This is a genomic window from Nonomuraea bangladeshensis (genome assembly GCF_039529455.1).
In the GTDB taxonomy this organism is placed as follows: Bacteria; Actinomycetota; Actinomycetes; order Streptosporangiales; family Streptosporangiaceae; genus Nonomuraea; species Nonomuraea bangladeshensis.
This window is the reverse complement of record NZ_BAAAMV010000013.1, coordinates 145413-162804: the sequence shown is the minus strand read 5'-3', so window position 1 is coordinate 162804 and position 17392 is coordinate 145413. Positions and strand designations below refer to the sequence as shown.

Sequence of the window (17392 nt, the reverse complement as noted above, 5' to 3'; positions counted from 1 at the left end):
ACCGTCCTGGGGCGTCAGAGGCGTTCGGCGGCCTCGACGACGTTGGACAGCAGCAGCGCCCTGGTCATCGGGCCGACGCCGCCCGGGTTGGGCGTGAGGAAGCCCGCGACCTCCTCGACCTCGGGCGACACGTCACCGGCGATCTTGCCCTCGACGCGGGAGACGCCGACGTCGAGCACGGCCGCGCCCGGCTTGATCATGTCGGCCTTGATGAGCTCGGGCACCCCGGCCGCCGCCACGACGATGTCGGCCATCCGGGTGTGCGCGGCGAGGTCCTGCGTGCCGGTGTGGCAGAGGGTGACGGTGGCGTTCTCGCTGCGGCGGGTCAGCAGGAGGCCGAGCGAGCGGCCCACGGTGATGCCGCGGCCCACGACGACGACCTCGGCGCCCTTGATCGGCACGTCGTACTCCTGCAGGAGCAGCACGATGCCGTGCGGGGTGCACGGGAGCGGGGCGTCGACCATGTGGACGAGACGGCCGAGGTTGACCGGGTGGAGGCCGTCGGCGTCCTTGGCCGGGTCCATCCGCTCCAGCAGGGCCATCGTGTCGAGGTGCTTGGGCAGCGGGAGCTGGACGATGTAGCCGGTGCACTCGGGGGAGGCGTTGAGCTCGTCGATGGCCGACTCCACCTCGGCCTGGGTGGCGGTGGCCGGCAGGTCGACGCGGATGGAGGCGATGCCGACCTCGGCGCAGTCGCGGTGCTTGCCCGCCACGTAGATCTGGCTGCCGGGGTCGTCGCCGACGAGGACGGTGCCGAGGCCCGGCGTGATGCCGCGCTCCTTGAGCGCGGCCACCCGGGTCGTGAGGTCTGCCTTGATCTTTGCGGCCGTGGCCTTGCCGTCGAGTTTCACTGCGCTCATGCCGCAATCCTTCCATGCCGGGCCCCGTCCACCGCACACCCGCTCCCCCTTGCCGGGCGTTGTCCACAGGGTGCGGGAGCGGGGTCGGCGTTGTCCACAGGCGGCGTATGACATCGTTGTCATGGCCACCACGAGGGCTTAGTGTTACGGGCGCCGGCATGCTCTTCCACCTTCCACCCGGAGGTCCGCGCTTCACCCCGGAGGTCCCCCTTGCCTTCCCGCCGCCTGCTCTCCGCCGAGCCGACCGACCTGTTCGTCGGCACCGAGGCCGCCCCGCACCAGGTCCTGCGCCTCACCCTCGCCTCCCGGGCCGACCGCGAGGCCGTCCTGGAGCTGCGCGGCGACGGCGTACGCCTGGCGGGCGGAGCGATCACCGTCCCCGCCGACGCGGCCGGCGTCCTGGAGGTGCCGCTGGAGGTCGCCGTGCCGCCCGGCACGGCGGTGCCCTGCCTGCTGACCCTCGACGGCGAGGAGTCCCTGGAGGTCACGGTCACGGCCGAGGCGCCCGGCTGGACCATGCACCTGATCTCCCACTTCCACTACGACCCCGTGTGGTGGAACACCCAGGCCGCCTACACCAGCCCGTGGGAGCTGCTCTCGGCCGACGCCACCACCAGGCCGTTGTGGGAGCGCAACGCGTTCGCGCTGGTCGAGGCGCACATCGAGCTGGCGCTGCGCGACCCCGACTACCGTTTCGTGCTGGCCGAGGTCGACTATCTCAAGCCGTTCTTCGACACCTGCCCCGAACGCCGCGCCGACCTGCGCGCCCTCATGGCCGAGGGCCGGGCCGAGCTGGTGGGCGGCACCTACAACGAGCCCAACACCAACCTCACCGGCGCCGAGACCACGATCCGCAACCTCGTCCACGGCATCGGCTACCAGCGCGACATCCTCGGCGGCGACCCGCGTACGGCCTGGCAGCTCGACGTGTTCGGGCACGATCCGCAGTTCCCCGGCTACCTCGCGGCGGCCGGGCTCACCGGGAGCGCGTGGGCGCGCGGACCGTTCCACCAGTGGGGCCCGATCAGCAAGAACTTCCGCGAGGCCAAGAAGGACGCGGCCCTCATGCAGTTCCCGAGCGAGTTCGAGTGGATCTCGCCGTCCGGGCGGGGCGTGCTCACCCACTACATGCCCGCCCACTACTCGGCGGGCTGGTGGATGGACTCCGCGCCCACCCTGGAGGACGCCTGCCAGGCGGTCTACGACCTCTATCGCTCGCTCAAGCCGGTGGCCGCGACCAGGCACGTCCTGCTGCCGGTCGGCACCGACTACACCCCGCCCAACAAGTGGGTCACCGACATCCATCGCGCCTGGGCGGCCCGCTACGTGTGGCCCCGGTTCGTCTGCGCCACGCCGCGCGACTTCCTGGACGCCGTACGCGCCGAGCTGCCGCGACACAGCCCCCAGACCCGGGACATGAACCCGGTCTACACCGGCAAGGACGTCTCCTACATCGACACCAAGCAGGCCCAGCGCGCCGCCGAGGTGGCCGCGCTGGACGCCGAGCGGCTGTCGGCGTTCGCGGCGGCGCTCGGTCTCGGCCGCTACCCGCACACCGCGCTCGACAAGGTGTGGCGGCAGCTCTCCTACGGCGCGCACCACGACGCGATCACCGGGTCGGAGTCCGACCAGGTCTACATCGACCTGCTGACGGGGTGGCGGGAGGCCTATGACCTGGCGAGCGCCGCCAGGGACAACGCGCTCGACGCGCTCACCGGGCAGATCGGGCTGACCGGGCCGGGAGTGGTGGTGACCAACACGCTGTCGTTCGCCCGCGACGGCCTGGTCCGCGTGCCGCTGCCGCCGGGGCACACCGTGGCCGGCCCGTCCCCGGAGGAGGTGCCGGCGGTCGCCGAGGACGGCACGCTGACCTTCCTGGCGCGGGACGTGCCGTCGCTGGGCTGGCGGACGTACCAGGTGGTCGAGGGCTCGCCGCCGGCCTGGCGTCCGCTCGACGGCGCCACCATCGCGAACGAGCGCTGGCGGGTGAGCGCCGACCCGGCCAGGGGCGGCGCGCTGGCCTCGGTCGTCGACCTGTCCACCGGGCGCGAGCTGCTCACCGGGCTCGGGAACGAGCTGCGCCTCTACCGCGAATATCCGACTCATCCGGATATGGGGGAAGGTCCGTGGCATCTCATCCCCACGGGCGCGGTCACCGGGTCTGGTGAGGCCGCCGCGCGGGGCGTACGCGCCGAGCAGAGCCCGGTCGGCAGCCGCCTCACCGTCACCGGCCAGGTCGGCGAGATCTCCTACGAGCAGGTCGTCACCCTGCTGACCGGCTCCGACCGCATCGACTTCACCACCCGCGTACTCGACCACACGGGCGCCGACCGCCTGCTGCGGGTGCGTTTCCCGGCCTTCGTCGAAGGTGCGCTGCCGGTGTCCGACGTGGCGGGCGCGGTGGTGGGCCGTGGGTTCGCGCTGCCCGACGTCGACACGGCCGAGCACCCGTGGACGCTCGACAACCCGGCCAACACCTGGTTCGGCCTGTCCGCCACGGCGAAGGTCGATCTCGGCGAGGCGGGGGCGCGGGCGCTGGGAGTGGCCGAGGTCGTGGTGCCCGACGCCGCCGACGCCCCGGCGGCCCGCGACCTGGTGGTGGCCCTGGCGCGGGCGGGCGTGACGGCGACCACGTCCACCGCGCCCGGCACCCGCTACGGCTGGCTCGACGTCGACTCCAACCTGCCGGACGTACGCATCGTCCTCGGCGGCCCCGACACCAATCCGGTGGCCGCCGAGCTGCTGGACCGCGCCGACCCTGCCTATCTCGACGCGCTCAAGTCCGGCGCGCCCCGGGTCTGGGTCCCGGCCGAACGGCCGCTCGCCGAGGTCTGGCAGCCCAGCGCCGACCTGCGCGACCTGCGTGCCCTGCCCGCCCTGATCGTCGCCGGTCCGGTCGAGGACCTGGTGGCCGATCTCGCCGACGCCACGATCGAGGCCCTGTGCCCGCTGGGCCGCGAACGCCTCGACGCACGCACGGTCGCGCTCCTCACCTACGGCCTGCCCGGCTTCGCCGTCGATCCTTCGGGGGCGCTGCACCTGTCGTTGCTGCGGTCGTGCACGGGGTGGCCGTCGGGCATCTGGCTCGATCCGCCGCGCCGTACCTCGCCGGACGGCTCCGGGTTCCAGCTTCAGCATTGGACGCATGAGTTCGCGTACTCGCTGGTGGCGGGCGAGGGCGACTGGCGCGCCCTGCACCTGCCCGCACGGGGGCAGGAGCACATCACCCCGCTGCTCCCCCGCGTCCTGGGCCCCCAGGACGGCCCACTCCCCCCGGCCCACTCCCTGCTGGCCGTCACGCCGCCGCGCGACGTCCTGCTGAGCACCCTGAAGTCCACCGGCAACCCCCACGCCCACGGCCACCTCCCCGACCCACCCCTCCCCTCAACCACCGCCCCCACCAGCACCTCCGGCTCGGGCCCTGCCTCCCCTTCTGGGGGCAGTGTCACTCTCCGTCTGATCGAGTCCACCGGCCTCGGGAGCCAGGTCAAGCTCAGCTCCCCGGTCCTCCCCCTCGACACCCTCACCCCCGCCGACCTGCTCGAACGTCCCGAAGCTCGCGAAGACGCCGGAAGTCCCGTACGCGACCTCACCCTGACCGGCTTCGAGGTCGCCACCTACCTGACCCCCGCTCCACCCCCACCCCCCGCAGCGCCTGACCTCGGCGCCACGGCCGAACGCGCCCAGCCCGTCTACAGCCGTTACTGGCTGCACAACAAGGGTCCGGCCCCGCTCGGCTACCTGCCGATCGCCGTGTCCGTCACGCCGGGTCTCGTCCCCGCCACGAGTGAGCCGTTCGAGGTGGAGGTGGTCCTGTCCTCCCAGCTCACCGCCGACAGCCACGAGGGCGTGGTGGACCTCCGCGTCCCCGGCGGCTGGGCCGTCACCCCGTCCCGGCGTCCCTTCCGCCTTCCTCCCGGCGGCCACCTTCGGTTCCCGGTGACCGTGACCCCGCCTCCCTCCCCCGCCACGGGCCTGCACTTCGTCTCCGCCCGCACCACCGTGGGCGGCCAGCTCATCGAGGACGTCACCACCGTCGCCGTCGGCGACGACCTCCCCGAGCTGCCCGTCCCCGGCCCGCCGCCGTCCACGGGCGACGCTCTCGGGGGCACCACCGCCGACGACGCCCGGCCCACCGGCCTGTCCGTCACCCCCGCCGCCGACGCCCTCAGTCTGCGCCCCGGCGACCGCGCCGCCCTCACGCTCCGGTTGCGCAACTCCACCGCCGACGAGATTCGCGGCGAGGCGCAGCTCGCCTCCCCCTGGGGCACCTGGTCCCTGCTCCCGGAGGTCATCCAGGGGTTCGCCGTGGGGGCCGGCGAGACGGCCGAGGTGTCGTTCCCTGTCCGGGTCCCCGTGGACGCGCCGACCGGCCACGCCTGGGCCCTCGCCAAGGTCATGTGGTACGGCCGCTGCCAGTACACCCCGGCCATCCGCCTGGAGGTGACCCGATGACCTCCCACCCTCACGCCCAGCCGCTCGCCACCCCCACGGCCGGTGTTCCCCGTCCTCCCGCCACGGGAGCGGCCACCGCGCCCGGTGTCGGTCAGGTGATGGGCTGGGTCGAGGGTCGTCCAATCCCGCGTGAGCTCCTCGACCGCCGCATCGCCGACCTCCGGCACGGCCCGCTCAAGGCCGCCCTTCCCTCGCCGGGCACCGCCGAGGCCCGCCAACTGACCAGGTGGTTGACCCAGGTCGTCCTGACCGAGGTCCTGTGCGAGACCATCGCCAGAGCCGAAGGGCTGGCTCCCCTCGAAGGCCCGCCGCTGGACCGTCTGGCGGCCGTCGAACTGGGCTCGATCAACGCGGCCGCCTACAACGGCAGTCCTTGGGTGCGGGCCGTGTTCGAGCACGTCACCACGGCCACCGCGGTGCCCGCCGAGTGGCGGCCCCGGCCGTCCCGACCGAGCGCCGGCGCCCACCACGTATGCCATCGCCTGTTCTCGGACCGCGCCACCGCAGAGCGCGCCACCGCGGACGACCTGGAGTCACTCGGTCAGGTGGACTTGGCCTCGCTGCCGGCCGCCCTCGCCGAGGCCATCGCCCGCCACCCGTACGGCGCTCTGGTCGGCCCGGTCCAGGACGGGTTGGGCTGGCACGTAGCCCTCGTCACGCCGGGCCCCCCAGCAGCACCACCACCGTCTCCGACACGACCGCCGGATGAAGGAGAAGCGATCCCGCCGATGCCAGAATTGCCACAGCCACAGCCACAGCAGCGACCACGTTCACCAGAGGCCGCTTACTCCGATCTTCTGCAGGCCGCCCGTCGGAGAACCTTCGCCCGGTGGCTCGACCGGACGCGTGCCGAGAAGGTCGCGCTGGTGCCCGGACTGGAACACCCTGGCGACCCTCGCCAGCCCGACAACCACCACAAACACTGATGCCCTACGTACTCGCGATCGACATCGGAGGGACCAAGCTCGCCGCCGCGCTGGTGGACGAGGAAGGGTCCGCGTTGCGTTCCGGCACCCGGCCCACGCCGCGTACGGACGTCATGGCCGCATTGACGGCGCTGATCGAGGAGGTGACCGGCGACGGGCCGCCGGCGGTCGCCGTCGGGATCGGGTGCGCCGGGCCGCTGGACCTCGCCACCGGCGCCGTGAGCCCGGTCAACATGCCGAGCTGGCGCGGGTTCCCGCTGCGCGACGAGGTACGGAAGGGTACGGGCCTGCCCACGGTGCTGGCGGGCGACGCGCAGTGTTTCGCGCTCGGCGAGCACTGGCTCGGCGCGGGCCGGGGCAGCGGCTCGCTGCTCGGGATCGTCGTGTCGACGGGGATCGGCGGCGGCCTGGTGATCGACGGCGCTCCGCTCCTCGGTCCCACCGGGAACGCCGGACATGTCGGCCATATGAGCATCGATCCGTGGGGCGAGCGCTGCACGTGCGGCGGGCGCGGCTGCGTCGAGCACTATGCCAGCGGCCCCAACCTCGTCCGCTGGGCCCTGGCCAACGGCTGGATCCCCGGGGACGACCCGGCGAAGGCGGACGGGCGGCTGCTCGCCGAGGCCGCGATCGCCGGGGAGCCTGTGGCGGTGGCCGCGTTCGAGCGCGGGGCCCGGGCGCTGGCCGGGATGATCGCGTCCACGGCGGCGGCGGTCGAGGTCAGCACCGTGGTCGTCGGAGGGGGCGTGTCGGCGGCGGGGAAGGTGCTGTTCGAGCCGTTGGAGCGGGCGCTCGACGACGTGGCGGGGCTCGCCTTCGTCCGGGCGGTGCAGGTCAGGCAGAGCACGCTCGGCGTCCGCGCCTCACTGGCCGGCGCCGCGAACCTGGCCTGGCAGTCCTTCGCCTGAACGACGAACGCCTACAGACGCCGCCGCGGAGTGGAACATCCAGCGATGAACAAGGGGATCAGACAATCTGATTTCATGAAGGTGATAACCGCCACCGAAGCCTCCCGAAGCTTCGCGACCGTGCTCGATGAGGCCGAGCGCGGGGAAACGATTGTGGTGGCACGTGGCGGCAAGCAGATCGCCGTGATCGGCCCTGCGCCCACCGCACCGGGGCGCATGGTCAAGGCGTTCCTTGCTGGAAGCGTGGAACGCTGGATGCCGACTTCGAGGCCGACGTCGCATCGGCCCGCGAAGCGACCGGCAACGAGACGAGGGACACATGGCCCGGCGTCTGGTCCTCGACACCGGTGTCCTCATCGCGGCCGGGCGAGGCAAGGCGTCCGCGGACACGGTTATCAGCGGTGCCGATGAGGCGGCGATCGCAACCATCACTGTGGCCGGGTTGCTCGTCGGCGTGGAGTCGGCCGATGAGATCCGCCGACCCCGTCGACAGGCTTTCGTGGACCAGGTCCTCGCGCTGATCCCCGTCGAGGAATACACCATGGAGGTCGCCAGGATCCACGCTCGTCTCATGGCGCATGTCCGTCGAGCGGGGAAGTCTCGCGGCGCGTACGACCTGCTGACAGCGGCAACGGCGGCGGCCACTGCCAGAACAGTGATCACGATGGACTCTTCCGCGGCCTTCGACGATCTTCCCAGCGTGAGCGCTCAGGTTGTTCCACGCTGAACGTCGGCGCCGACCCCGGTAGCGAGGCGACCGTCGAAATCGCGAGCGGGTCAGTCGCGGTTGGCGAAGCGGGCCTCGCGGCGTTCGATGATGCGGCGGGTGAAGGGCACGATCTCCACGACACGCATGCCGAGATAGGCGCCGGCGAAGGCGACGATCAGCAGGACGAAGGGGCTGGTCGCCACGCCGTTCAGAGTGACGAAGGCCTGCAGCATCGTGTCGAGCAAGGGTTACTCCGGAGACTCGATGGGTAGATGAGCGGGTTTTAGGCTAACCGGTCATGACCAATGCTTGCCCCGGAAATTGCCAAAGGGCGGCATGATCTCCTCATGCCGCCCTTTATTGGATCATGTCGCCCTTTCGGGGACGATCAGTGGAAGAAGTGCCGGGCGCCGGTGAAGTAGAGGGTGATGCCGGCCTTCTCGGCGGCCTCGATGACCTGGTCGTCGCGGATGGAGCCGCCGGGCTCGACGATCGCCTTCACCCCGGCCTCGGCCAGCACCTCCAGCCCGTCGGGGAACGGGAAGAAGGCGTCGGAGGCGGCCACCGAGCCGCTCGCGCGCTCGCCCGCCCGGGTGACGGCGAGACGGCAGGAGTCGACGCGGTTGACCTGGCCCATGCCCACGCCCACGGTGGCCCCGTCGTCGGCCAGCAGGATGGCGTTGGACTTCACCGAGCGGCAGGCCCGCCAGGCGAACTCCAGGTCGGCCAGCACCTCGGGCGAGGCCGGCGCGCCCGCCTTGAGCTCCCACCGGTCGGCCGCGTCGCCGGGCGCGTCCACCCGGTCCACCGTCTGCACGAGCAGACCGCCATCCACGCGGCGGAACTCGGTCGGCGCGGACGGGCCCTCCGGGCAGGCCAGCAGGCGCAGGTTCTTCTTCTCGCGCAGCACGTCGAGGGCCTCGGCGTCGTACGCGGGCGCGATGACGACCTCGGTGAACACCTCGGCGATCTGGCGGGCCAGCTCGACGGTGACCGGCCGGTTGACGGCGATCACGCCGCCGTACGCCGACACCGGGTCGCAGGCGTGCGCCTTGCGGTGCGCCTCGGCGACGTCGGCCCCGACGGCGATGCCGCACGGGTTCTGGTGCTTGATGATGGCCACGCACGGGTCGGAGAAGTCCCAGGCCGCCCGCCAGGCGGCGTCGGAGTCGAGGTAGTTGTTGTAGGACATCTCCTTGCCGTGCAGCTGCTCGGCGCCCGCGAGGCCGCCCGTGCCGCCGGAGTAGAGCGCGGCGCTCTGGTGCGGGTTCTCGCCGTAGCGGAGGGTGGCCTTGCGCTCGTACGCGACCCCGGCGAAGACCGGGAACTCCTCCCCGCCGTACGTCTGCCCGAACCAGTTGGCCACGGCCACGTCGTAGGAGGCCGTGTGCGCGTACGCGATGCCGGCCAGCCGCCGCCGCTCGGTCAGCGTGAAGCCGCCCTCGCCCAGCGCCTTGAACACCTCGCCGTAGGCGCCGGGGTCGACCACGACGGCGCAGGTGCTGTGGTTCTTGGCCGCGCCGCGGATCATCGCGGGCCCGCCGATGTCGATCTGCTCGACGCACTCCTCGTCGGCCGCGCCGGAGGCCACCGTCTGCTGGAACGGGTAGAGGTTGACCACGACGAGCTGGAACGGGTCGATCTCCAGCTCTTCGAGCTGGGCGACGTGGTTGGGCTTGGTCATGTCGGCCAGCAGCCCGGCGTGCACGCGCGGGTGCAGGGTCTTGACCCGCCCGTCCAGGCACTCGGGGAACCCGGTCAGCTGCTCGACCTTGGTCACCGGGATCCCGTACGACGCGATCGCGGCGGCCGTGCCACCGGTCGAGACGATCTCCACTCCGGCGCCGTCGAGGGCCCTGGCCAGTTCCTCGAGGCCGGACTTGTCGTAGACGGCGATCAGCGCGCGCCGGATGGCGATGCGAGTCACGTGGATTCCCCTCCTGATTGGTTGCCGATGCGGACGGTGCGTCCGCTGACCGTCCAGCCCTCGCGGGCCATGCGGCCGACGATCTCGACGAGCAGGCGGCGCTCGACGGTCTTGATGCGCTCGTGCAGGACCGCCTCGTCGTCGTCCGGGAGCACGGGCACCGCCTCCTGGGCGACGATGGGGCCGGTGTCGATCCCCTCGTCGGCCAGCATGACCGTGCAGCCGGTGACCTTGACCCCGTGGGCCAGCGCGTCACGCACGCCATGGGCCCCGGGGAACGACGGCAGCAGCGCCGGATGCGTGTTGAGCACGGGAAAAGCCTGGAGCGTGGGCGCGCCCAGGATCTTCATGAAGCCCGCCGACACGACCAGGTCGGGCTCGTACGCGGCGATCCTGGCCGCGATGGCCGCGTCCCAGTCCGCACGCGTCGGATGATCGCCTAGTTTTTCAACAAAAGTCGGGACTTGTGCCCTGGTAGCCCTGGCCAGCCCTTCGATTCCCTCCCTGTCGGCACCGACCGCTACCACGCGAGCACCGTACGCCGGGTCGGCGGAAGCGTCCAGAAGGGCCTGTAGGTTGGTTCCAGAGCCGGAGACGAGGACGACGAGCCGCCCAGCCTTTGACACGCACACTCCAATGAGGAAACAGGGTGGGGCTGCCAGGGTATCTGTTCCTGGTCCGGCGACGCAGAGGAGGTCAGGTGTCGACACCGGTGCAGGCACCGGCAGGCCAGCAGCCCGCCGAGTCGGCGGGACGCCGCGCGATCTGGTTGGCGATCGCGGCGCTCGCCATGACGTTCATGTTGCCGCTGGCCGGTCTGGTCATGGCGCTGTTCGCGCTCGTGGCGGGGCTGCGGGCGCTGCCACTGCTCAGGGGGGCGGGCAGACCCACGGGCGCGGCCGTCGGCGGGATCAGCGTGTCCTCCATAGCGCTGGTGCTGTCGGCCCTGGCCACGGGCATGCAGCTCTACCTCATGAACGAATACTCCGCCTACCAGGAGTGCATGAAGGGCGCGACCACGGTCTCGTCGCAGGGCGAGTGCTTCGCGCAGTTCAGGGAGGCGGCCCAGCGCAAGCTGCCGCCCGATGTGCTGGAGCTCCTGGGCGCCATGCAGACCTGAGCCTGCTCAGTCGCGGTCCCAGGCGTACGGGTCCACGTAGATGACGTGGCCGCCCCGGTCGTCGAACTCGTCCACGATGTCCTTGCGGACCGGGCGGGACCCCTCGGGGCCCGGCTCCGGCAGGCGCGGCCTGGCCTGGGCCAGGGTCTCGGCCTCGGCCGTGGCGTGCTCGTCCTGCCAGTCGTCCCTGATGACCGGGATCTCCTGGGTGTCGGCCTCGGTGGCGTCCATCCAGTGACCGGGCAGCGGACGCGGATCGGCCTCGGCGAGGCCGACCTTGCTGGCCGCCTTGGCGATCGCGGCCCCCGCCTTGCGCACGGGCACCGCGGCCTTGTCCAGCGGGGTACGGGCGCGCTTGCTGAGCAGCAGCAGGTTGGTCACGCCCGCAGAGATCCCGGAGGCGACCCCGACCTCCAGCGCGACCGACAGCGCCACCTCCCAGGGCGAGGGCCCCACGGTGGCCAGCCGGCCGCCGCCGATCGGGCCGCCGGACAGCGCCGCCAGCACGCCCGCGACGACGCCCGCGGAGACGCCGGTGAGGAACCCCCAGAGCGGCGCGGCCTCGTACGACGGCGACGGCGAGATCCGGGCCACGAACACCCCGGCCACCGCCCCCGCCGCGAACGGCAGCGCGATCACCGCCATCATCCACGCGGGCACCGGCCCGCTCTCCGGCAGCGCGCCCAGCAGCGGCAGGCTCGGCACCGTGCCGAGCTGCACCCCGGTGGGCGCGACCAGGGTGTCGGCGCCGATCGCGAACCCGGGTCCCGAGATGTACGACGAGGCCCAGATGACCGCGTTCGGCAAGTAGAGCAGCTGGAGCAACGCCAGCAGCACGCCGCCCACGAACCCCGGCGACAGGACGTCGGAGAGCTGCTTGACCTGGCCGAAGTTGAGCACGACGGCGACCAGCACCAGGGCCAGCCCGGCCACCAGCAGCAACGCGGTGGCGACCGCGGTGCCGACGGTCATCGCGCGCACCCGCTCGGGCAGCAGCCGCAGCATGACCCGCCACGGCCCGATCATCCGCGCGGTGGCCAGCGCCCCCGCGAGGAACGCCAGCACGAAGTGGCTGAGCAGCACCTCGCCGAGGAACGGCTGGGTGATCTCGTTGCTCGCCACGAGCGCGATCAGCCCGGCCAGCAGCGCGTAGGGAGCCGCGAGCGACACCCCGGCCTGGGCCACCAGCACGAGCTGCGCGCGGCGGCGGGCCCTGGCCTGCTCGCGGGGGCTGTTCTTGGGCAGCCGGGCGGGCAGGCGCAGCCGCAGGTCGGCGTCACGGGCCATCCACCGCCCGGCCCGGTAGAGGAGCATGGCGGGCAGGATGGTGAGGCCGAGCGGCAGCAGCCCGACCCGGCCTCCGGGGATGGCGAAACCCGCGTGGTGTGCGGCCAGCCAGAGCTGCGCGGCCGTACGGAAGACGCCCGGCAGGCCCGCGCCCAGCGCGCCACGCGGGGCGGCGATCCAGCCGACCAGGGTGAGCGTGGTGAGGGCGGCCAGGCCGACCCCCAGCGTGCAGGCGGCGGCCAGCATGCCCGAGACCGGCAGCGGCCTGCGGGTCTCGTCGTCGTCGCCGGAGACCCCGGGGAGCTTGCCGAGGACCGAGCGGGGGGCAGTCCGCAGCTGGTCGAGAATCGCCGTCACAGTAGGCGATTTTCTCAATCTTTCCCAACCAAAGCTTGGTTGACGCGCCGCCGATCGGCATTTACCTCAAAGCACCCGTGACCCGCGCCGGCGACACGGCCTCCGTGCCGCCGGCGCGAGAAGGTCAGCGCGGCCACCTGACTCAGCGGGCCACCTGACTCAGCGGGCCACCTGACTCAGCGGGACTGCATGACCTCGCGCATGAGGCGGGCCGTCTCGGAGGGGGTCTTGCCGACGCGGACGCCGACCTTCTCCAGGGCCTCCTTCTTGGCCTGGGCGGTGCCGGCCGAGCCGGACACGATGGCCCCGGCGTGGCCCATGGTCTTGCCCTCGGGCGCGGTGAAACCGGCCACGTAGGCGACGACGGGCTTGGTGACGTGCTGCTCGATGTAGGCCGCGGCCCGCTCCTCGGCGTCGCCGCCGATCTCACCGATCATCACGATGGCGTCGGTGTCAGGGTCGTCCTGGAACGCCTGGAGCGCGTCGATGTGCGTGGTGCCGATGACGGGGTCGCCGCCGATGCCGACGCAGGTGGAGAAGCCGATGTCACGCAGCTCGTACATGAGCTGGTAGGTGAGGGTGCCGGACTTGGAGACCAGTCCGATGCGGCCGGCGGTGGTGATGTCGGCCGGGATGATGCCCGCGTTGGAGGCGCCGGGGGAGGCGATGCCGGGGCAGTTGGGGCCGATGACGCGGGTCTTGCCGCCCTTCGCGACGGCGTAGGCCCAGAACTCGGTGGAGTCGTGCACCGGGATGCCCTCGGTGATGACCACGCAGAGCGGGATCTCGGCGTCGACGGCCTCCTTGACGGCGGCCTTGGCGTGGGCCGGCGGCACGAAGACGACCGACACGTCGGCGCCGGTCTGCTCCATGGCCTCCTTGACCGTGCCGAACACCGGCAGACCCTCGTGGGTGATGCCGGCCTTGCGGGCGTTGACGCCGCCGACGACCTTGGCGCCCGAGGCGAGCATGCGGCGGGTGTGCTTGGTGCCCTCACCGCCGGTCATGCCCTGGACGATGATCTTGCTGTTCTCCGTCAACCAGATGGCCATAAGTCACGCACCTACCGCAGCGAGCTCGGCGGCACGCTTGGCCGCTTCGTCCATCGTGTCCACCAGCTCGACCCGCGGGAGCGCGGCGTCGGCCAGAATCTGCCGCCCGAGCTGGGCGTTGTTGCCGTCGAGGCGGACCACCAGGGGGTGGGTCACGGCCTCGCCGCGGCTCTCCAGCAGCTTGAACGCCGCGACGATGCCGTTGGCGACGGCGTCGCAGGCGGTGATGCCGCCGAAGACGTTCACGAAGATCGACTTGACGTCGGGGTCGGAGAGGATGATCTCCAGGCCGGCCGCCATGACCTCGGCCGAGGCGCCGCCGCCGATGTCGAGGAAGTTGGCCGGGGAGGGCTTGCCGGGGAACGCCTCGCCGGCGTAGGCGACGACGTCGAGGGTCGACATGACCAGGCCCGCGCCGTTGCCGATGATGCCCACGTCGCCGTCGAGCTTGACGTAGTTGAGGTCCTTCTCCTTGGCCCGCGCCTCCAGCGGGTCCTCGGCCGCCTTGTCGGCCAGGGCCTCGTGGTCGGACTGGCGGAAGGCGGCGTTGTCGTCGAGCGTGACCTTGCCGTCGAGCGCCTTCACCTGGCCGTCGGCGGACAGGATCATGGGGTTGACCTCGACGAGCGTGGCGTCCTCGTCGACGAAGCAGTTCCAGAGCTTCTCGATGAGCTCGGCGGCGCCGTCGAGCGCCCGCTCCGGCAGGCCGCCGGCCTGCGCGATCTCGCGGGCCTTGGCCCGGTCGACGCCGTCCAGCGCCGAGACCGGCACCTTGGCGACCTTCTCCGGGGTGTTGTGGGCGACCTCTTCGATGTCCATGCCGCCGGCGGCGGAGCAGATCGCGAGGAAGGTGCGGTTGGCGCGGTCGAGCAGGAAGGAGAAGTAGTACTCCTCCGCGATCGCGCTGGCCTCCTCCACGAGCACCTTGTGGACCGTGTGGCCCTTGATGTCCATGCCGAGGATGGCGGTGGCCTTCCCGACGGCGTCGGCGGCGTCGTCGGCCACCTTCACACCGCCGGCCTTGCCCCGGCCACCGGTCTTGACCTGGGCCTTGACAACGACGCGGCCGGTCAGCTCCTCGGCCGCCGCCCGCACCTCCTCCACGGTGTTGGCGACGATGCCGCGCGGCACCGGGATGCCGTAGTCAGCGAAGAGCTCCTTCGCCTGATGTTCGAACAGGTCCACGAGGGTCCGTCCTTGCTTATCCGACTGATGTTCGACGGCCCGGGCAACCCCGTGCGTGCCGGGCGTTTCCGCCAGTGAAGCCTAGCCCGAAGCGCGCCCTGCCCAGGTCACCGGGTCGCGGTTCTCCCCTTGTGTGACGGTCATCTCACTTCCCGAGGGAGACCGCCTGCACGAATTGCGCACCGAATCAGCACCGCCGTACGCGGGCGTCGAGATATGCTCGTGATCTTCGATTGACAGGATTCCCGGACCCCTCAATAACCGAATCAAGGGAATCCCATGAAGCGATTTCTCGCGGGCCTGACGGCGGCCTGCGCCGCGACACTCGTGATCGCGGCGCCCGCCGCCCAGGCCGCGCCGATCGACCCGGTCAAGGCGCTGCGCAAGCAGTACGTGCCCGGTCACGGCGTGCGTTTCACCGAGACGGCCAGCACCAAGGTCAACGGAAAGACCATGGCCAATGAGAAGTCGAGCGGCCGGCTCGCGTTCGGCAAGAGCGGCGTCGTCGCCGTCGACGTTTCCACCAAGAACCGCCGCAGCACGTCCTTCAGCCCCGACCGGCTGATCAGCGTGGGCGGTCACACGTACGTGCAGGGCGGCATCTACGGAAAGGATCTGCCCGAAGGCAAGAAGTGGGTGCGTTATTCCGACTCGCCCGCCGGCGCCACCATGAACCAGCCTGTCGACGTCTTCGAGCCGAAGGTGCTGAGGCTGCTGCTGACGAAGGCGAAGAGCAACAAGGGCGGCACGTACAAGGGCGAGATCTCCTACAAGGACATCGCCAAGGCGTACGGGAGCAAGCTGACCGGACCGGTCAGCAAGATCAAGGTGTCGTACGCGCTCGGCGTCAACGGCAAGGGGCTGGTCACCCTGCTGCGGACCTCCTGGACGCTCGACTTCGGCGTGCTCGGCAAGACCGTCGGCGTCACCGAGACCCGCTACACCGGCTGGGGCTCCCGCGTGAGCGTCAAGGCTCCGGCCGAGAGCGCGTGGGTGGACGTCAAGGACCTCGAAGAGGGCGCCGGCGTGCCGGAGGAGATCCCGCAGAGCGCCTTCGACGTGTACGCGTACTGAGCTTTCCCGTCGATCGGCGCGTCCCGCCTGTTCATGTGGCGCTCGGCATGCGACATTGCATGATATGGGCAGGGACGTGCCGGTCGTCGTGTTCAGCCGTGAGGACCGCAGGAAGTACCGCGAGAAGGTACGCCAGTGCCTCGACGTCTTCGCCCAGATGTTGCGCGAGTCCAGGTTCGAGCTCGAACGCCCGCTCGCGGGCCTGGAGATCGAGCTCAACCTCGTGGACGCACGCGGCGAGGCCGCCATGTGCAACGCCGAGGTGCTGGCCGCCATCGCGCGCCCGGACTGGGCGACCGAGCTGGGCCAGTTCAACATCGAGATCAACGTCGAGCCGCAGGAGCTGGGCGGCGACGGGCCGCGGCGGCTGGAGGACGACGTACGCGCCCGGCTGAACCACGCCGAGGAGCGCGCCCGTTCCCTGGGCGGCCACCTGATGCTGGTCGGCATCCTCCCCACCCTGCGCGAGCGGGACGTCGAGGAGGGCTCGCTGTCGGCCAACCCCCGCTACCGGCTGCTCAACGAGCAGATCTTCGCCGCCCGCGGTGAGGACCTGCACCTGTGCATCGAGGGCACGGAACGCCTCGACACCCGCGCCGACAGCATCACGCCGGAGGCCGCCTGCACCAGTGTCCAGCTCCATCTGCAGGTCAGCCCCGAGTCGTTCGCCGCGCACTGGAACGCGGCCCAGGCGATCGCGGGCGCGCAGGTCGCCGTCGCGGCCAACTCGCCGTACCTGTTCGGCAAGGAGCTGCACCACGAGACCAGGATCGCGCTGTTCGAGCAGGCCACGGACACCCGGCCGACCGAGCTGAAGGCGCAGGGCGTGCGGCCGCGCGTGTGGTTCGGCGAGCGGTGGATCACCAGCGTCTTCGACCTGTTCGAGGAGAACGTCACCTATTACCCCGCCCTGCTCCCCCTCTGCGCGGACGAGGACCCGCGCGCCGAGCTGGAGCAGGGCCGCATCCCCCAGTTGCACGAGCTGACCCTGCACAACGGCACGGTCTACCGCTGGAACCGGCCCGTGTACGCGGTCGTGGACGGCCTGCCCCACCTGCGGGTGGAGAACCGCGTCCTGCCCGCCGGGCCCACCGTCGCCGACGTGGCCGCCAACGCCGCCTTCTACTACGGGCTGATGCGCGTGCTGCCGTACGACGAGCGGCCGATCTGGAGCCGGATGTCCTTCAGGACCGCCGAGGACAACCTGGCCGCCGCCGCCCGGCACGGCCTCGACGCGCGGCTCTACTGGCCGGGACTCGGCGAGGTGCCCGCGTCGGAGCTGATCCTGCGCCGGCTGCTGCCGGCCGCGCACGAGGGGCTGGCCCTGTGGGGCGTGGACCGCCCGGTCGCCGACCGGCTGCTCGGCATCATCGAGGAACGCTGCCTGAGCGGCGTCACGGGAGCCGACTGGCAGGTACGCCGGGTGCGCGCGGAGGGCGGCGACCGGCACGAGGCGCTGCGGGCGATGACCTTGGACTACATCGGGCGTATGCATACGAATGAGCCCGTGCATACGTGGGAAGTCTGAGCTG

15 protein-coding genes are annotated in these 17392 nt (G+C 71.5%); 8 read left to right on the top strand and 7 right to left on the bottom strand.

What is annotated here, in order from left to right; all coding sequences use genetic code 11:
- Window positions 1-14: 14 nt before the first annotated feature.
- Window positions 15-860 carry a bifunctional methylenetetrahydrofolate dehydrogenase/methenyltetrahydrofolate cyclohydrolase gene (locus tag ABD292_RS39855; protein ID WP_344216891.1) on the bottom strand — a complete coding sequence of 282 codons (846 nt, stop codon included), beginning with the start codon at window positions 858-860 and terminating at the stop codon, window positions 15-17.
- A 210-nt stretch (window positions 861-1070) separates the two neighbouring features.
- Between ABD292_RS39855 and ABD292_RS39850 the strand changes: the two genes are divergently transcribed.
- The 5 genes from ABD292_RS39850 to ABD292_RS39835 are packed head-to-tail and all read left to right on the top strand — an operon-like array spanning window position 1071 to window position 7876.
- Window positions 1071-5315, top strand: coding sequence for a glycoside hydrolase family 38 N-terminal domain-containing protein (locus tag ABD292_RS39850; protein WP_344216889.1), 4245 nt, complete (start codon window positions 1071-1073; stop codon window positions 5313-5315).
- The gene (locus ABD292_RS39845; protein WP_344216887.1) at window positions 5312-6241 is read left to right on the top strand and encodes a DUF7158 domain-containing protein; all 930 of its coding nucleotides are present in this window, start codon (window positions 5312-5314) and stop codon (window positions 6239-6241) included. The genes ABD292_RS39850 and ABD292_RS39845 overlap by 4 nt, the downstream gene beginning before the upstream one ends.
- Window positions 6241-7149: an ROK family protein gene (locus ABD292_RS39840; RefSeq protein WP_344216885.1), complete on the top strand. Its 909-nt coding sequence runs from the start codon at window positions 6241-6243 to the stop codon at window positions 7147-7149. The genes ABD292_RS39845 and ABD292_RS39840 overlap by 1 nt, the downstream gene beginning before the upstream one ends.
- Window positions 7150-7194: 45 nt before the next feature.
- On the top strand, window positions 7195-7560 hold the full coding sequence (locus ABD292_RS49085) for a type II toxin-antitoxin system Phd/YefM family antitoxin (RefSeq protein WP_425565240.1): 366 nt from the start codon (window positions 7195-7197) through the stop codon (window positions 7558-7560).
- The gene (locus tag ABD292_RS39835; protein WP_344216883.1) at window positions 7469-7876 is read left to right on the top strand and encodes a PIN domain-containing protein; all 408 of its coding nucleotides are present in this window, start codon (window positions 7469-7471) and stop codon (window positions 7874-7876) included. The genes ABD292_RS49085 and ABD292_RS39835 overlap by 92 nt, the downstream gene beginning before the upstream one ends.
- 50 nt (window positions 7877-7926) lie before the next feature.
- On the opposite strand, the gene ABD292_RS39830 is transcribed toward ABD292_RS39835, so the two are convergent.
- The 3 genes from ABD292_RS39830 to purN all read right to left on the bottom strand — a co-directional run bounded on the left by ABD292_RS39830 (window position 7927) and on the right by purN (window position 10411).
- Window positions 7927-8103, bottom strand: a complete 177-nt coding sequence (locus tag ABD292_RS39830; protein WP_344216881.1) for a hypothetical protein — start codon at window positions 8101-8103, stop codon at window positions 7927-7929.
- 143 nt (window positions 8104-8246) lie between these two features.
- A complete protein-coding gene (gene purH, locus ABD292_RS39825) occupies window positions 8247-9785 on the bottom strand; it encodes a bifunctional phosphoribosylaminoimidazolecarboxamide formyltransferase/IMP cyclohydrolase (RefSeq protein ID WP_344216879.1) in 1539 nt (512 codons plus the stop codon).
- Window positions 9782-10411 (bottom strand): phosphoribosylglycinamide formyltransferase, encoded by a 630-nt coding sequence (gene purN / locus ABD292_RS39820; protein WP_344216877.1) that lies wholly within the window; start codon window positions 10409-10411, stop codon window positions 9782-9784. Before purN ends, purH begins: the two co-directional genes overlap by 4 nt.
- A gap of 74 nt (window positions 10412-10485) precedes the next feature.
- Here purN and ABD292_RS39815 point away from each other — a divergent pair, with 74 nt between their 5' ends.
- Window positions 10486-10905 (top strand): hypothetical protein, encoded by a 420-nt coding sequence (locus ABD292_RS39815; protein WP_344216875.1) that lies wholly within the window; start codon window positions 10486-10488, stop codon window positions 10903-10905.
- Window positions 10906-10911: 6 nt separating this feature from the next.
- Here ABD292_RS39815 and ABD292_RS39810 read toward each other — a convergent pair whose 3' ends face one another.
- The 3 genes from ABD292_RS39810 to sucC form a co-directional block, all read right to left on the bottom strand.
- Window positions 10912-12549 carry a cell division protein PerM gene (locus ABD292_RS39810; RefSeq protein ID WP_344216873.1) on the bottom strand — a complete coding sequence of 546 codons (1638 nt, stop codon included), beginning with the start codon at window positions 12547-12549 and terminating at the stop codon, window positions 10912-10914.
- Window positions 12550-12725: 176 nt separating this feature from the next.
- A complete protein-coding gene (gene sucD / locus ABD292_RS39805) occupies window positions 12726-13601 on the bottom strand; it encodes a succinate--CoA ligase subunit alpha (RefSeq protein WP_344216871.1) in 876 nt (291 codons plus the stop codon).
- 3 nt (window positions 13602-13604) lie between these two features.
- Window positions 13605-14786, bottom strand: coding sequence for an ADP-forming succinate--CoA ligase subunit beta (gene sucC, locus ABD292_RS39800; protein WP_344216869.1), 1182 nt, complete (start codon window positions 14784-14786; stop codon window positions 13605-13607).
- Window positions 14787-15065: 279 nt separating this feature from the next.
- Between sucC and ABD292_RS39795 the strand changes: the two genes are divergently transcribed.
- Both ABD292_RS39795 and ABD292_RS39790 read left to right on the top strand, forming a co-directional pair.
- Complete coding sequence (locus ABD292_RS39795; RefSeq protein ID WP_344216867.1) at window positions 15066-15860, top strand: hypothetical protein; 795 nt, start codon at window positions 15066-15068, stop codon at window positions 15858-15860.
- A gap of 64 nt (window positions 15861-15924) precedes the next feature.
- Window positions 15925-17388 carry a glutamate-cysteine ligase family protein gene (locus ABD292_RS39790; RefSeq protein ID WP_344216865.1) on the top strand — a complete coding sequence of 488 codons (1464 nt, stop codon included), beginning with the start codon at window positions 15925-15927 and terminating at the stop codon, window positions 17386-17388.
- Window positions 17389-17392 lie beyond the last annotated feature (4 nt).

Coding starts and splice junctions, on each gene's coding strand:
- sucD (WP_344216871.1), bottom strand. CDS start 13,601: ATGGCCATCTGGTTGACGGAGAACAGCAAGATCATCGTCCAGGGCATG.
- ABD292_RS39790 (WP_344216865.1), top strand. CDS start 15,925: ATGGGCAGGGACGTGCCGGTCGTCGTGTTCAGCCGTGAGGACCGCAGG.
- ABD292_RS39840 (WP_344216885.1), top strand. CDS start 6,241: ATGCCCTACGTACTCGCGATCGACATCGGAGGGACCAAGCTCGCCGCC.
- ABD292_RS39845 (WP_344216887.1), top strand. CDS start 5,312: ATGACCTCCCACCCTCACGCCCAGCCGCTCGCCACCCCCACGGCCGGT.
- ABD292_RS39855 (WP_344216891.1), bottom strand. CDS start 860: ATGAGCGCAGTGAAACTCGACGGCAAGGCCACGGCCGCAAAGATCAAG.
- ABD292_RS39795 (WP_344216867.1), top strand. CDS start 15,066: ATGAAGCGATTTCTCGCGGGCCTGACGGCGGCCTGCGCCGCGACACTC.
- ABD292_RS49085 (WP_425565240.1), top strand. CDS start 7,195: ATGAACAAGGGGATCAGACAATCTGATTTCATGAAGGTGATAACCGCC.
- ABD292_RS39835 (WP_344216883.1), top strand. CDS start 7,469: ATGGCCCGGCGTCTGGTCCTCGACACCGGTGTCCTCATCGCGGCCGGG.